Source organism: Anoxybacillus sp. ST4 (assembly GCF_019448545.1).
In the GTDB taxonomy this organism is placed as follows: Bacteria; Bacillota; Bacilli; order Bacillales; family Anoxybacillaceae; genus Anoxybacillus; species Anoxybacillus pushchinoensis.
Map to the genome: position 1 here is coordinate 1 of NZ_JAHZOE010000040.1, position 13,658 is coordinate 13,658.

The 13,658-nt window shown below is 41.4% G+C and carries 13 protein-coding genes, 1 tRNA gene, 3 rRNA genes, 1 other RNA gene, 1 pseudogene and 1 other annotated feature; of the genes and pseudogenes, 3 read left to right on the forward strand and 16 right to left on the reverse strand.

Annotated elements, in window-relative coordinates; all coding sequences use genetic code 11:
• The 8 genes and pseudogenes from K1I44_RS14110 to tadA form a co-directional block, all read right to left on the reverse strand.
• A 16S ribosomal RNA gene (locus tag K1I44_RS14110) occupies positions 1-75 on the reverse strand; the annotation flags it as partial.
• Between the two features lie 181 nt (positions 76-256).
• Positions 257-523: a pro-sigmaK processing inhibitor BofA family protein gene (locus tag K1I44_RS14115; protein ID WP_219986536.1), complete on the reverse strand. Its 267-nt coding sequence runs from the start codon at positions 521-523 to the stop codon at positions 257-259.
• Between the two features lie 85 nt (positions 524-608).
• Complete coding sequence (locus tag K1I44_RS14120) at positions 609-830, reverse strand: YaaL family protein (protein WP_004577795.1); 222 nt, start codon at positions 828-830, stop codon at positions 609-611.
• Entirely contained in the window at positions 830-1,426 is a 597-nt protein-coding gene (recR, locus tag K1I44_RS14125) for a recombination mediator RecR (RefSeq protein ID WP_004577796.1), read from the reverse strand. The genes K1I44_RS14120 and recR overlap by 1 nt, the downstream gene beginning before the upstream one ends.
• Positions 1,427-1,435: 9 nt before the next feature.
• The gene (locus K1I44_RS14130) at positions 1,436-1,759 is read right to left on the reverse strand and encodes a YbaB/EbfC family nucleoid-associated protein (protein ID WP_035045628.1); all 324 of its coding nucleotides are present in this window, start codon (positions 1,757-1,759) and stop codon (positions 1,436-1,438) included.
• Positions 1,760-1,776: 17 nt separating this feature from the next.
• Positions 1,777-3,456 carry a DNA polymerase III subunit gamma/tau gene (dnaX, locus tag K1I44_RS14135; RefSeq protein ID WP_004577798.1) on the reverse strand — a complete coding sequence of 560 codons (1,680 nt, stop codon included), beginning with the start codon at positions 3,454-3,456 and terminating at the stop codon, positions 1,777-1,779.
• A 109-nt stretch (positions 3,457-3,565) separates the two neighbouring features.
• Positions 3,566-3,830: signal recognition particle sRNA large type (ffs, locus tag K1I44_RS14140), an RNA gene on the reverse strand.
• 93 nt (positions 3,831-3,923) lie between these two features.
• Positions 3,924-4,394, reverse strand: a pseudogene (gene tadA / locus K1I44_RS14145) (tRNA adenosine(34) deaminase TadA); the annotation flags it as partial.
• Positions 4,395-4,527: 133 nt separating this feature from the next.
• Between tadA and K1I44_RS14150 the strand changes: the two are divergent.
• Together K1I44_RS14150 and K1I44_RS14155 are read left to right on the forward strand one after the other, a co-directional pair.
• On the forward strand, positions 4,528-5,166 hold the full coding sequence (locus K1I44_RS14150) for a deoxynucleoside kinase (RefSeq protein ID WP_091704524.1): 639 nt from the start codon (positions 4,528-4,530) through the stop codon (positions 5,164-5,166).
• Positions 5,163-5,831 (forward strand): deoxynucleoside kinase, encoded by a 669-nt coding sequence (locus tag K1I44_RS14155; protein WP_091704525.1) that lies wholly within the window; start codon positions 5,163-5,165, stop codon positions 5,829-5,831. Before K1I44_RS14150 ends, K1I44_RS14155 begins: the two co-directional genes overlap by 4 nt.
• Positions 5,832-5,959: 128 nt before the next feature.
• Here the strand turns inward: K1I44_RS14155 and K1I44_RS14160 are convergent.
• The 6 genes from K1I44_RS14160 to guaB form a co-directional block, all read right to left on the reverse strand.
• Positions 5,960-6,052 (reverse strand) — tRNA-Ser (locus K1I44_RS14160).
• A 79-nt stretch (positions 6,053-6,131) separates the two neighbouring features.
• A complete protein-coding gene (gene serS / locus K1I44_RS14165; RefSeq protein WP_219986538.1) occupies positions 6,132-7,406 on the reverse strand; it encodes a serine--tRNA ligase in 1,275 nt (424 codons plus the stop codon).
• Positions 7,407-7,457: 51 nt separating this feature from the next.
• Positions 7,458-7,673: a binding site (T-box leader), on the reverse strand.
• A 56-nt stretch (positions 7,674-7,729) separates the two neighbouring features.
• Positions 7,730-8,308: a pyridoxal 5'-phosphate synthase glutaminase subunit PdxT gene (pdxT, locus tag K1I44_RS14170; RefSeq protein WP_004577776.1), complete on the reverse strand. Its 579-nt coding sequence runs from the start codon at positions 8,306-8,308 to the stop codon at positions 7,730-7,732.
• Positions 8,309-8,326: 18 nt separating this feature from the next.
• A complete protein-coding gene (pdxS, locus tag K1I44_RS14175) occupies positions 8,327-9,211 on the reverse strand; it encodes a pyridoxal 5'-phosphate synthase lyase subunit PdxS (RefSeq protein WP_004577775.1) in 885 nt (294 codons plus the stop codon).
• Between the two features lie 212 nt (positions 9,212-9,423).
• Positions 9,424-10,710 carry a D-alanyl-D-alanine carboxypeptidase family protein gene (locus K1I44_RS14180; RefSeq protein ID WP_042536397.1) on the reverse strand — a complete coding sequence of 429 codons (1,287 nt, stop codon included), beginning with the start codon at positions 10,708-10,710 and terminating at the stop codon, positions 9,424-9,426.
• 156 nt (positions 10,711-10,866) lie between these two features.
• Entirely contained in the window at positions 10,867-12,333 is a 1,467-nt protein-coding gene (guaB, locus tag K1I44_RS14185; protein WP_219986539.1) for an IMP dehydrogenase, read from the reverse strand.
• 116 nt (positions 12,334-12,449) lie between these two features.
• Here guaB and K1I44_RS14190 point away from each other — a divergent pair, with 116 nt between their 5' ends.
• Positions 12,450-13,154 carry a YaaC family protein gene (locus K1I44_RS14190; protein WP_004577772.1) on the forward strand — a complete coding sequence of 235 codons (705 nt, stop codon included), beginning with the start codon at positions 12,450-12,452 and terminating at the stop codon, positions 13,152-13,154.
• Positions 13,155-13,176: 22 nt separating this feature from the next.
• Here the strand turns inward: K1I44_RS14190 and rrf are convergent.
• Positions 13,177-13,293, reverse strand: a 5S ribosomal RNA gene (gene rrf / locus K1I44_RS14195).
• Positions 13,294-13,547: 254 nt separating this feature from the next.
• Positions 13,548-13,658, reverse strand: a 23S ribosomal RNA gene (locus K1I44_RS14200); the annotation flags it as partial.

Consider the following 13,658-nt stretch of genomic DNA (forward strand, 5'->3'; position numbering starts at 1 on the left):
AATCGTCCGCTCGACTTGCATGTATTAGGCACGCCGCCAGCGTTCGTCCTGAGCCAGGATCAAACTCTCCATAGAAAGTTTATCTCTAGCTTTTACGCTGCTGTTTTGTTCAGTTTTCAAGGAACATTAAGGACATGTTTCATAATACTATAACGTGATCTACTTGTCAATACTTTTTTTAATATCAACAACGACGTTTATTAATATACCATGAACACTTATATTCGTCAACAAAAAAATAAACGGATATGTCCGTTTATGAAATGACATATTGTTGAATAAAAATGAGCGCTACGATACCGGGGATGCCTAAAAAGCCAGTAACAGTTACTGTAAACAAATTGATTGGTAAATGAATACCAGCTACATCTCCAGCAATATTAATTAAAAAAATGAATAAAGCTCCGATTACGACACGAGCAATTCCTTCACCGACCAGTCGAGTCAAACGTACCGGAATACCAACAAGCAAAATGATGACAACAAGACTAACGATTGACACGACGACGACCGTTTCATTCATATATCCCTCTCCTTCAACCTTTTTATTTTTAAATATATGTCTACCTTCTTTCTGTATGACAAGCCTAAACAAAATAGGGAAGGAATTATCCCTTCCCAATTGATACTTTTCGCTTTTTCGCTTCTCGAAGGAGAAATAAATATTTTGCTTCAGCAATTTTTAAATCAAATATAATTTTGTCTGAAGGCTCAACGCTTTTGTCTATTAATTGCTTCTTGCCCATCCATTCATCTCGATAACGTTGTAACCTTTCAATGAGTTGGTCGTTAAATTGTTTACGTAGCCACCCTTTTCGTTTCCAAAACACTACAATTCCCTTCTTCCTTCAAGAGCTTTAGATAGCGTCACTTCATCAGCATATTCTAAATCCCCGCCAACCGGCAATCCATGAGCGATGCGAGTAATTTTTACACCTGTCGGTTTCAACAAGCGTGAAATATACATAGCCGTTGCTTCTCCTTCAATGTTCGGATTCGTCGCTAAAATCACTTCTTGAACGGTCTCATCTTGAAGACGTCTGAGCAACTCGGCAATTTTAATATCTTCAGGACCAATCCCTTCCATAGGGGAAATTGCTCCATGTAATACATGATAAAGTCCGTTATATTCTTTCATTTTCTCCATAGCAATAACATCTTTCGGATCTTGAACAACACAAATAATCGAACGATCACGCTTCGTATCTTCACAAATATAGCAAGGATCTTTATCAGTAATATGACCGCACGAAGAACAATATGTTAAATTTCTCTTTGCGTTGACGAGCGCTTTCGCGAAGTCTAATACGACATCTTCCTTCATATTTAAGACAAAAAACGCCAGACGGACGGCCGTCTTCGGTCCGATGCCTGGCAACTTCATAAAGCTGTCGATTAATTTCGATATCGGCTCTGGGTAGTACATGTTAGCCTCCTAGAATAACCCCGGTATGTTCAGTCCTTTTGTGAACTGTCCCATCGTTTCCGCTGTCAACTCATCTACTTTCTTTAACGCATCATTTGTTGCAGCGAGCACTAAATCTTGTAACATGTCGATATCTTCTGGATCTACGACTTCTTCCTTAATTTTTACTTCTAAAATTTGTTTATGGCCATTAGCGACGACGGTAACCATTCCGCCTCCTGCCGTACCCTCAACTGTTTTTTCTGCTAACTCTGCTTGCGCTTTCTCCATATCCTTCTGCATTTTTTGCATTTGCTTCATCATTTTTTGCATATTTCCCATTCCACGCATCATTTCCATCATTCCTCCATTTACTCTTTAATTTCAATTAAATGTTCACCAAATAACTTTTTCGCTTCCGCAATAAACGGATCTTCCTGTCCATGACGCTCCTCGTCATTCGTTTGTTGACGAATGAACTGCTCGCGAATTTGAACCCATTCACTTTCTGGAACAGGAATCGTATCGAGCTTCTTCCCTGTTAAGTCGAACAGTACTTGCTCTAAATTATCTTTAACATAGTTACTGTTATCAGCAACCATTTTACAATGAATTTCATATTTAAATTTTAACACAAAAGCCGTGCTACTTGCTGCTACAGGCTCACTTTCTTGCAATAACGCTGCATGCGATACTTTATTTTGCTTTTTCAATAAATCGAGCACATGTGTCCAATTTCCTTTGACGAGAGACAAATGCTGATGTGTTGCTTGGCGAAGCACTTCATGAATACGCCCTATCGGTACTTTATAATCTGTTCGAATATTTTTCACCGTTCTTTTCACTTGCTCGTTCGCTTCTGCAACAACGGGCTTCGCACCCATTTCCTTTAGTTTCGCCAACTGTTCTTCAAGTTGTTTCACCTTCTCCTCTAGTGAAGATGAAATTGAAGCTTGTACCGCACGCTCCTCTTCATAGCAAAGCTTCACGATTGCCACTTCCATATGGACACGTGGATGGTTTGTCAGGCGCATGTCGTGTTGGCTCTTACTCAATAAATCGATCGCTTCGTATATAAGTGACGTCGGAATCATATTTGCAAGCTCGCGAAATCGCTCATCGACGAGCACGCGATGTGTAGCATCTTCTAGCTGTGGCGCTGCTTTATATAAAAGCATATCCCGATAGTAGTAGATTAAATCTTCGACAAGGCGGTTCGGATCTTTCCCTTGCTCCATGAAATGTTGGAAAATACGCAACGCCTCCACAGTTTTCTTTTCATATATCGCACAAATGAGTTCTGCAATTTTCCGCTGTGAAACCGCACCTGTAACCGCTAACACATCCTCGAGCAATACGCGATCATCGCTAAAAGAGATAGCTTGATCGAGCAAGCTTAGGGCATCGCGCATTCCACCATCAGCAGCGCGCGCAATAGCAAACAGCGCCTCCTCCTCCACATCGATACTTTCTTCAGCAACAACCGTTTTCAGCCGGGAGACAATGTCCTTCAACTCAATGCGCCGAAAATCAAATCGTTGGCATCGCGAAACGATTGTTAATGGAATTTTGTGAGGCTCTGTTGTCGCTAAAACGAAAATGACATGCTTCGGAGGTTCTTCCAATGTTTTCAACAAAGCGTTAAACGCCCCAATAGACAACATATGCACTTCATCAATAATATACACTTTATAAGGCGCTGAGGTCGGGGCGAATTTCACTTTCTCACGAATATCACGGATTTCATCTACCCCGTTATTTGATGCGGCGTCAATCTCTAACACATCAGAAATAGAACCGTTCGTAATGCCTAAACAAGTCGGACATTCGTTGCATGGCTCTGCCGTTGGACGATGCTCGCAGTTGATCGCTTTAGCGAAAATTTTAGCTATGCTCGTTTTTCCAGTTCCACGCGGACCTGAAAATAAGTAGGCGTGGGAGATTTTTTGTTGAAGCAGGGCATTTTGCAACGTTTTTGTAACGTGTTCCTGACCGACAACATCTTTAAAGCTTTGCGGTCGGAAAACACGATATAAAGCTTTATAACCCACGAAACTGCCCTCCTCTTTGCTCATATCTTGTTCATTATATCATTAAAAATCATATGAAAAAAGCACTTGCCAACCACGCAAGTGCTTTTCATCCGCTTTATGTAAATTGCCGTGCACCCTCTGTCGACTAGCTGCCATAAACGTTACTAGAGCAGTTAGCTCGGTTCAGGCGCCCCTGCGGCACATGGGATGGTCCGCTTACTGCTGCTTCCTTCCGGACCTGACAGGGTTCACGGATTCCCATTGCGCAGGACCCAAACGTCAACACCACTTACTCTAGGCAGACTCTACAGCAAACTAGCCTAAAGAGGGAATTCAGCCTCGCTAGAGCGGATTGCGAGTACAGGGCACCGCTACCTCCCCGCTTAGCACGGCAATGCGTTATCGCTAACGCAAGTATAAGTATATCTCTTTTTTATACAAATTGCAACGACTACACCATGGAATTTAATTGGAAGAACAACTATTTTTTTTCTCTTTTTTTTTTGCTGACGCAAGCGCCGAAAAAACTGACTTAATAACTCACCGCATTGCTCAGCTAACACTCCACTGACAACTTCCACTTGGTGGTTAAACCGCGGCTCATGCAATAAATTCATTAACGTTCCTGCACAGCCCCCTTTTGGATCATTTGCACCAAACACAACCCGTTTAATACGCGAAAGAACAATGGCACCAGCGCACATCGCACAAGGTTCTAACGTTACATACAACGTCGTTTGTTCGAGTCGCCACGTACCTAGTTTTCGACATGCTTCATCAATAGCTAAAATCTCTGCATGAGCAATGGATCGTTGATCTCGTTCACGCAAATTGTGAGCCCGCGCAATTACCTCATCATGATATACAAGGACAGCACCGATTGGCACCTCTCCTATTTCCTCTGCCCTTTTTGCTTCTTCAAGCGCTAAACGCATATAATGCTCATCATTTCTCATCTTTAAAACTCCCGTACTTTTTTATCATCATAGAGTATATCAAAATAAAAAAGCAACATACAGACCGATCATTTTATGCTAAAATAAATTTTGTCTGTCTACACGGACGGTTTCACCTGAAGGAGGTTACACAATGTTCCGCGTGCCCTTTATTACTGTTGAAGGTCCAATTGGTGTTGGAAAAACATCTTTAGCAAAGATCATTTCGACCTATTTCCAATATGAATTGTTAAAAGAAATTGTTGATGAGAACCCTTTTTTAGGTAAATTTTATAAAAACATTGAAGAATGGAGTTTCCAAACGGAGATGTTTTTTCTATGCAATCGTTATAAACAACTCGAAGATGTCGAGAAAAAGTTTTTAAACAATGGGAAACCGGTTGTAGCTGACTACCATATTTTCAAAAACTTAATCTTTGCAAAACAAACATTAAAGGGAAAACAATACGAAAAGTATGTGCAAATTTACGACATTTTAACAAACGATATGCCAAAACCAAACGTCGTAATTTATTTACATGCTTCGTTACACACGTTACTCGAGCGCATCGCTATGCGTGGTCGTGAATTTGAAAAAAACATTGATCCTGCCTATTTACAACAACTATCCCATGCTTATGAACAAGCGATGGAACAATTTGAACGAGCCCATCCACACATTCCTGTATTGCGATTTAACGGAGATGCACTCGATTTCGTTCATCGTGACCAAGATCGATTTTACATTTTAAATGAATTGCAATCTGTTCTTAAAAGGAGCTTAGAACAATGAATTTACGAGAAAAATATCATATCCCAAGCGATGCTGTAATTACCATTGCTGGAACAGTTGGCGTAGGAAAATCAACAATGACAAAGGCGTTAGCTGATGCACTTCAATTTCGCACCTCATTTGAAAAGGTGGACACAAATCCATATTTAGATAAGTTTTATGCCGATTTTAAACGTTGGAGTTTCCATCTCCAAATTTATTTTCTAGCTGAGCGATTTAAAGAGCAAAAGCGTATTTTCGAGTACGGAGGAGGATTTGTCCAAGATCGTTCGATTTACGAAGATACCGGCATTTTTGCAAAGATGCATTTTGAAAAAGGAACAATGTCAAAAGTCGATTATGAAACATATACAAGTTTATTTGAAGCGATGGTCATGACACCGTATTTTCCTCACCCTGATTTACTGATTTATTTAGAAGGAAGCTTCGAAGAAATTATTAAACGTATTCGTGAACGTGGTCGCCCAATGGAACAACAAACACCAATTGAATATTGGAAAGAGATGTATGAAAGATATGAGAGATGGATTAACAGCTTTAACGCATGTCCTGTTTTGCGAATTAACATTAACGAATACGATATTATTCGTGATGCTGAATCTATTGAACCGATTGTCGCAAAGATTGGATACATGATCGAACAGTACCGGAAGTTGAAAAAATAAGGATGTCCCGACCGTTTTGGGACATCCTTTCTTTTGTTGTATAAAACAAAAATTCGTTACGATATGTAACGAATTGTTCGATAAACAATCTCCATTTTATGCGCTGTGGTTCGTGAACATTCGAATGATGGCGGAGGAGGAGGGATTCGAACCCCCGCGCGCCTTTCGACGCCTCTCGGTTTTCAAGACCGACCCCTTCAGCCAGACTTGGGTACTCCTCCGTATCGACATGTACTAAATTATCATAAACCTTATAGCATGTCAACACTTTTTATAAAAAAAGGGGAGTACGTTCTCCCCTTATGAAATGACGTCTTTTCCTCCCATGTACGGACGAAGAACTTCTGGAATGACAACTGTTCCGTCTTCTTGTTGGTAATTCTCCAAAATCGCTGCGACCGTCCGACCAATAGCTAAACCAGATCCATTTAATGTATGCACATGTTCTGGCTTCGCCTTCGGATCGCGACGGAAACGAATATTCGCACGACGAGCTTGGAACGCTTCAAAATTACTGCAAGAAGAAATTTCACGATACGTACTGTAACTTGGAAGCCATACTTCAATATCATATTTTTTTGCAGCAGTAAAACCTAAGTCAGCTGTACACATACTCATCACACGATACGGCAAGCCTAACAGTTGTAAAACACGTTCTGCATCGTGCGTTAACTTTTCCAGTTCTTCATAAGAATCTTCTGGTTTTACAAATTTTACAAGCTCCACTTTATTGAATTGATGCTGACGAATTAATCCACGTGTATCCCTTCCAGCTGATCCTGCTTCTGAACGGAAGCATGCACTATACGCCACATACTTAATCGGCAAATCTTCTACTGATAAAATTTCATCGCGATGTAAATTAGTTACAGGAACTTCTGCTGTCGGAATTAAAAAGTAGTCTTCGCTCTCAATACGAAACGCATCCTCTTCAAATTTCGGAAGTTGTCCTGTTCCCGTCATGCTTGCACGGTTGACAATGTACGGAGGAAGAACTTCTTCATAACCATGTTGTTCAACGTGCAAATCTAACATAAAGTTAATTAACGCACGTTCTAAACGCGCCCCAAGACCTTTATAAAACACAAATCGACTTCCTGTCACCTTTGCCGCCCGTTCAAAATCTAAAATGCCGAGTTGATCCGCGATTTCCCAATGCGGTTTCGGTTCAAAAGAAAAGGAGCGCGGCTCACCCCACTTGCGAATTTCCACATTGTCGTCTTCTGATTCGCCAATCGGAACAGATTCATGCGGAACGTTCGGAATCGATAAAAGCAATGTTTCAAGTTGTTGTTCCACTTCGCGCAATTCATCATCAAGCACTTTAATTCGTTCGCCAACTTGGCGCATCTCGGCAATAAGATGATCCGCATCTTTTTTCTCGCGCTTTAACATCGCAATTTGTTGCGATACATCATTGCGCTTATTTTTCAGTTCCTCCGCTTGCGCAATTAACTCGCGACGACGGCGGTCGAGCTGCTCAAATTGTTCGAAATCAGCTAAATCTTCACCACGATGTTGAAGTTTTTGTTTTACTTCTTCAAAATTAGCACGCAAAAATTTTAAGTCTAACATCGTCATTCCTCCTCTATTTTGTTTAGTAAACAAAAAACTCCCGTCCCAAAAGAAAGGGACGAGAGCATTCCCGCGTTGCCACCCTAGTTGAAGACATGCGTCTCCCACTCGAGAAAGGTAACGGTTCTCACCGGAAATGCTTACTAACTTTACGCGTTCGGCATTTCGCTCCAGGATGGATTCACAAGTCATTCCTGCCGATTTGCACCAACCATCGGCTCTCTGAAAGGAAGAGGGCTTGCTACTAGTTCCTATCATCGCTTTTTCGTTATATCATTTTCTTGGAAATAATGTACTATAAGTTTAAACAAAATGCAACCCGTTTATTCTTTCGTCTCTTTCACCATGTTGATAAAATATTGCGTCATACGATGATCATCTGTTAATTCCGGATGGAACGAACAACCTAAAAACTGTCCTTGTCTTGCCGCGACAATCCGGTCTTCGTATGTCGCAAGTACATCTACATCGCTTCCTACAGACACAATGTGCGGAGCTCGAATAAACACGCCAATAAAGTCATCTGCGACTCCTTTAATAGATAAAGATGCTTCAAAGCTTTCACGCTGGCGACCGAACGAGTTGCGTTCGACTGTAATGTCCATTAAGCCTAGATGCGCTTCATCATAACCAACAATTTTTTTAGCTAAAATGATCAAGCCTGCGCACGTTCCAAACATCGGCTTTCCGTCGCGGGCAAATTGTTTAAGTGGTTCAATAAACCCGTATTTATCCATGAGCCGACGCATTGTCGTGCTTTCTCCACCAGGAATGATGAGGCCATCAATATGTGCTAACTGTTCCGTCTTTTTAATAACGACAGCTTCTGCGTCACAAGCCTCAATCGAACGCACATGTTCACGTACAGCCCCTTGTAATCCTAATACTCCAATTTTCACCATTTTCATTGCTCCTTTACATTACCATCCACGTTCTTGCATCCGTTGTTCAGGAAGCAACGAAGAAATATCAATGCCTTTCATTGCCCCACCTAATCCTTTTGATAAGTGAGCAATCAATTCGTAATCTTCGTAATGAGTCGTCGCCTCAACGATAGCGCGGGCATATTTTTCAGGGTTTTCTGATTTAAAAATACCTGAACCAACAAATACACCATCAGCACCTAAGTGCATCATCAATGCCGCATCCGCTGGCGTCGCGACACCGCCCGCTGCAAAGTTAACGACAGGAAGACGACCGAGACGTTTGATTTGTAATAGTACTTCAAATGGAGCTCCTAAATTTTTTGCTTCTGTCATTAACTCATCCTCACTCATGCTGACGACTTTACGCACTTGAGCGTTCACTTTACGCATATGGCGAACCGCCTCGACGATGTTTCCTGTTCCAGGTTCACCTTTTGTGCGAAGCATAGATGCACCTTCAGCAATACGACGAGCCGCTTCGCCTAAGTCGCGACAACCACATACGAACGGCACAGTAAATTGACGTTTATCAATGTGGAATTCCTCGTCCGCTGGTGTTAATACTTCGCTCTCGTCAATGTAATCTACACCGAGTGCCTCCAACACACGCGCTTCAACATAATGCCCGATACGCGCCTTCGCCATCACAGGAATAGATACTGCTTTCATGACTTCTTCAATCACAGTCGGATCAGCCATACGTGCAACTCCACCTGCTGCACGAATATCGGCTGGAACGCGTTCGAGCGCCATAACAGCTACTGCACCTGCTGCCTCCGCAATTTTTGCTTGTTCTGCGTTAACGACGTCCATAATTACGCCACCTTTTTGCATTTCCGCCATTCCGCGTTTTACACGTTCTGTACCTATAATCGCCACCGTTCATTCCTCCCATTATGTATATCGTTATTGAGATATTGTACTGAAAAATAAACTACCCGACAACTACTCGTCACTTCAGTACACTATCCATATTCTAGCATACGTTTTTACTAGGTAAAAGTGTAGAAACACTAGCTACATTTTTTTATTTTAACTCAATTTTTCAAAAAATCACAATAAAAATTTTAAAGCCCTCTAAAAAGAGAGCTTTAAAACAATCCTTTAATCGCATTGGCGGCACCATTCCAAATATCACCGAACAACTCACCAATCGCCCGCATTGCTAGGACGAATCCGTTCGCTTTCTCTACCGCCTGTTTTGTCACGATGTCGACTTGTACAGCCTTTTCTCCTTCTTTCGTTAAGTAGCCGTAGTCTGTCCCTTCGTATTTTACATACATATATCCTACTTTTTGACCCTTTTTCACAGGAGCTGTTAACGTTTCTTTTTCAATCACGACAACAGGTTTATATTTTTTTTCTTCCCCTCGCTTCATAACAAGCGACAATGGTTTTTTTGTTGCAACCGCAACTTGTTTTTCCTTACCTTTCTTTACTGCTACTGTTTCATGTTTTTTTGTGATATATCCTTTTGGATACAATTGTTGCACCGTATAGTTGCTAAACGCGTAATCTAACATTTTTCTCGTCTCTTGAAAACGAGACATATGCGTCCCTTTGCCATTCGTTTTCGCATTCATAACAACAGTGATAAATCGCATACCGTTGCGCTCCGCTGTGCCTGTAAAGCAATATCCTGCAAATTCTGTATAACCGGTTTTAATACCATCTACTCCTTCATATGCCGCGACAAGTCCCGGGAGCATCCAGTTCCAGTTATCCATCTTAATTTGATCGTCTGTCCCTTCTCTAAAAAACTTGCGTGGAATACTTGCTGTGTCTAATATTTCTGGGAATTGATGATATAAATGATAAGCTAACGTCGCTACATCACGGGCGGACATGACATTTTCTTCATTATCCCCGCTACCAGCTGGATGCAATCCTCCTAAATCTTTGTTATTTAAGCCGGTTGCATTAACAAACTTATAATCTTTTAATCCTAACTGCTTCGCTTTTTCATTCATCATCTTAACGAAATTCGTCTCTGAACCGCCAACAATTTCCGCAATGGCGACTGTCGCTCCGTTCGCCGAGTAAATCGCCATCGCCTCATATAATTCACGCACCGTATATTTCCCATCTCTTCTCAACGGGACATTCGACAAATCGCGCTTTTGCGAAATTTGATATACATACTCACTAACGGCATACTCTTGATCCCACTTGACGCGTCCTTCATGAATTGCTTCTAGCAACAAGTACTCTGTCATCATTTTTGTCATACTAGCAATTCCTAAAACGGCGTCAATGTTTTTTTGATATAAAATTTTTCCGGTTTCTGCTTCAACTAAAATAGCGGCATCCGCTTCAATATTCAGCACATCCTCTTCCGCTTTTATATTTTGCGGTAAAGTCCCCATAAACAAAAACATTGCTACGATAGAAATGATGAAGCGCTTATACCATGTTTTCACGTCCAAAACCTCCAACTCTATTTTACATAACCGTTATTTTAACATACTCTTGTAAAAAAAAATAGACAGAGGAATCTTCCACCTCTGTCTATATGCGCGCACTTGCTTCTTTAACTACATGAGCGAGTAGTTTGGCGCTTCTTTTGTAATTTGTACATCATGCGGATGGCTTTCTCTTAATCCCGCTCCAGTCATGCGTACAAATTGAGTTTTTTCTCTCAATTCTTCTAAGTTTTTCGTTCCGCAATATCCCATTCCTGCACGCAACCCGCCAACTAGCTGATAAATCGTATCAGCAAGTGGCCCTTTATACGGTACTCGCCCTTCGATACCTTCTGGGACAAATTTTTTATTATCTTCTTGGAAGTAGCGATCCTTGCTTCCTTTTTCCATCGCTCCGACAGATCCCATACCACGATAAACTTTAAACCGTCTACCTTGATAAATTTCTGTTTCCCCTGGGCTTTCAGAAACACCTGCAAGCAAGCTACCAAGCATCACTGCATGCCCTCCAGCCGCCAAAGCTTTTACGATGTCACCAGAATATTTAATTCCTCCATCAGCAATAATTGGAACACCGTATTTTCTCGCTTCCGTTGCACAGTCATAAATAGCCGTAATTTGTGGGACACCGACACCTGCCACAACACGTGTCGTACAAATCGATCCTGGACCAATACCGACTTTAATGATGTTCGCCCCTGCTTCAATCAAATCTCGTGTCGCCTCAGCTGTCGCGACATTTCCGGCAACAATATTTAGTTTCGGATATGTGTCGCGAATTTTCCTTACTGTTTCAAGCACCCCTTTAGAGTGTCCATGAGCCGTATCAACTACAATGACGTCAACATTTGCTTCCACAAGCTTTTTCACCCGCAACATCGTATCCGAGGTAACCCCGACAGCTGCCCCGACAAGAAGACGCCCTTTCTCATCTTTTGCTGCATTCGGGAATTCAATAACTTTTTCGATGTCTTTAATGGTGATAAGTCCTTTCAACACACCTTGATCATCAACGAGAGGGAGTTTTTCAATTTTGTATTTTTGTAAAATTTTTTCCGCTTCTTCTAACGTTGTGCCGACAGGGGCAGTAATTAAGTTTTCTTTCGTCATGACATCAGAAATTTTCATGGAGTAGTCTTGAATAAAGCGTAAGTCACGGTTCGTAATAATGCCGACAAGCTTTTGTTCTTCGACATTATTGACGATCGGAACACCTGAAATTCGATATTTGCCCATCAAATGCTCCGCATCATACACTTGATGTTCAGGAGTTAAAAAGAAAGGATCCGTAATTACACCGCTTTCTGAACGTTTTACTTTATCGACTTGTTCAGCTTGTTGTTCAATCGACATGTTTTTATGGATAATGCCTAATCCACCTTGACGCGCCATCGCAATCGCCATTTCAGCTTCTGTTACTGTATCCATCCCTGCACTGATGATTGGGATATTGAGCTTTAGGGTTGGGCTTAGTTCAACGCTTAAATCAACATCTCGAGGCAACACTTCTGATTTAGATGGGATTAAAAGGACGTCATCAAATGTCAATCCTTCTTTCGCAAATTTTGTTTCCCACATTGTTTTTCCCCCTCACTTTGGAAATATTAATTAGTAGAGTATCAACTTCGCTTTTTTCTGTCAAGAAAACATAAAAATGTTAGATAATTCGATCAATTATATGAGGAGAGTGTACAATGTGGGAAATATTTTATTCATCAAATTTTGTGCATCAATTTTTACTCGAGCGCTACAAGCGAGCAGGCCGAGAAGATGCTGAAAAGAAAAGCTATGACAATTGTTATCCATTCATGTACTACTTACAACACGGAAAAAAGTTTTATGACAATGCACACGAAGCACCGCTATCCATCAAACCCGTTTTATTATTTTATGGAAATGTTCAGCTTCTTAAAGCATGTTTATTAACAATCCATGCCGACTATCCAGAATCATCATCCGTTCTAGCACACGGAGTATCGACGAGGAAGAGAAAAAAGCAAAACTATGATTTTTTCAAAGACGAAGTAAAAATCCAAAAATACGGGTTGTTTACTTATTTTTCTGAAAAAATGTTTCATGTGAAACACGCCTATGGAGAAAAGTTTTGTATGAGAGAGCTGTTAGAACATGTCGAGGAATTACAACCTTTATTTCAACTGTATTTTAAACATAAAGCTGAACGCGACAAACATCATATTCATGAAGTCGTTGCTCACTATTTGTTGCTTTATAATTTAAGTATGATTTGTCGTTATGAAACGGAATGGTGGTATGATCTCCTTCACAGTTATTCAAGTGATGCGTATCCTTTTATTGTACAATTTTTAAAAGCAACTGAGCGAAAAATACCATCCTACTTATATCACTATTTGTTACATAATGAAAAAGACCAAGACTAAATTTGTCTTGGTCTTTTCTTGCGCCCGACAACGTCCTACTCTCGCAGGCGGTGTCCCGCCAACTACCATCGGCGCTGGAGAGCTTAACTTCCGTGTTCGGGATGGGAACGGGTGTGACCTCTCCGCCATCGTCACCGAGCAAACATGCTTCTTTTCGCCGCATAAGGCGTGAAGGATAATTCCTTCAAAACTAGATAACAGGTCTCAGCTTTTCTTGCTGTCTAGCTTCGAACTAACATCCTCCTACGCCTTCGCTTTGTCCGTTCGACGTGCAAGCACGTCTTCGTCAAAAGCTCTCGGCTCCGTCGGACGTTTCCTTGGGTTCGCCAAGGACCGTTCTCAGCTTTTCTTGCTGTCTAGCTTCGAACTAACGTTCTCGCTTTTCTTGTGTGCTTAGTTAAGTCCTCGATCGATTAGTATCCGTCAGCTACACGTGTCGCCACGCTTCCACCTCGGACCTATCAACCTTGTCATCTTCAAGGGATCTTACTCGCTTGACGCGAT

What these genes read in the sequence shown, in the direction of transcription:
- K1I44_RS14155 (WP_091704525.1), top strand. Translation starts at nt 5,163, where the DNA reads ATGAATTTACGAGAAAAATATCATATCCCAAGCGATGCTGTAATTACC.
- serS (WP_219986538.1), bottom strand. Translation starts at nt 7,406, where the DNA reads ATGTTAGACTTAAAATTTTTGCGTGCTAATTTTGAAGAAGTAAAACAA.
- K1I44_RS14115 (WP_219986536.1), bottom strand. Translation starts at nt 523, where the DNA reads ATGAATGAAACGGTCGTCGTCGTGTCAATCGTTAGTCTTGTTGTCATC.
- K1I44_RS14180 (WP_042536397.1), bottom strand. Translation starts at nt 10,710, where the DNA reads ATGTTTTTGTTTATGGGGACTTTACCGCAAAATATAAAAGCGGAAGAG.
- K1I44_RS14130 (WP_035045628.1), bottom strand. Translation starts at nt 1,759, where the DNA reads ATGATGCGTGGAATGGGAAATATGCAAAAAATGATGAAGCAAATGCAA.
- recR (WP_004577796.1), bottom strand. Translation starts at nt 1,426, where the DNA reads ATGTACTACCCAGAGCCGATATCGAAATTAATCGACAGCTTTATGAAG.
- guaB (WP_219986539.1), bottom strand. Translation starts at nt 12,333, where the DNA reads ATGTGGGAAACAAAATTTGCGAAAGAAGGATTGACATTTGATGACGTC.
- K1I44_RS14190 (WP_004577772.1), top strand. Translation starts at nt 12,450, where the DNA reads ATGTGGGAAATATTTTATTCATCAAATTTTGTGCATCAATTTTTACTC.
- K1I44_RS14150 (WP_091704524.1), top strand. Translation starts at nt 4,528, where the DNA reads ATGTTCCGCGTGCCCTTTATTACTGTTGAAGGTCCAATTGGTGTTGGA.
- pdxT (WP_004577776.1), bottom strand. Translation starts at nt 8,308, where the DNA reads ATGGTGAAAATTGGAGTATTAGGATTACAAGGGGCTGTACGTGAACAT.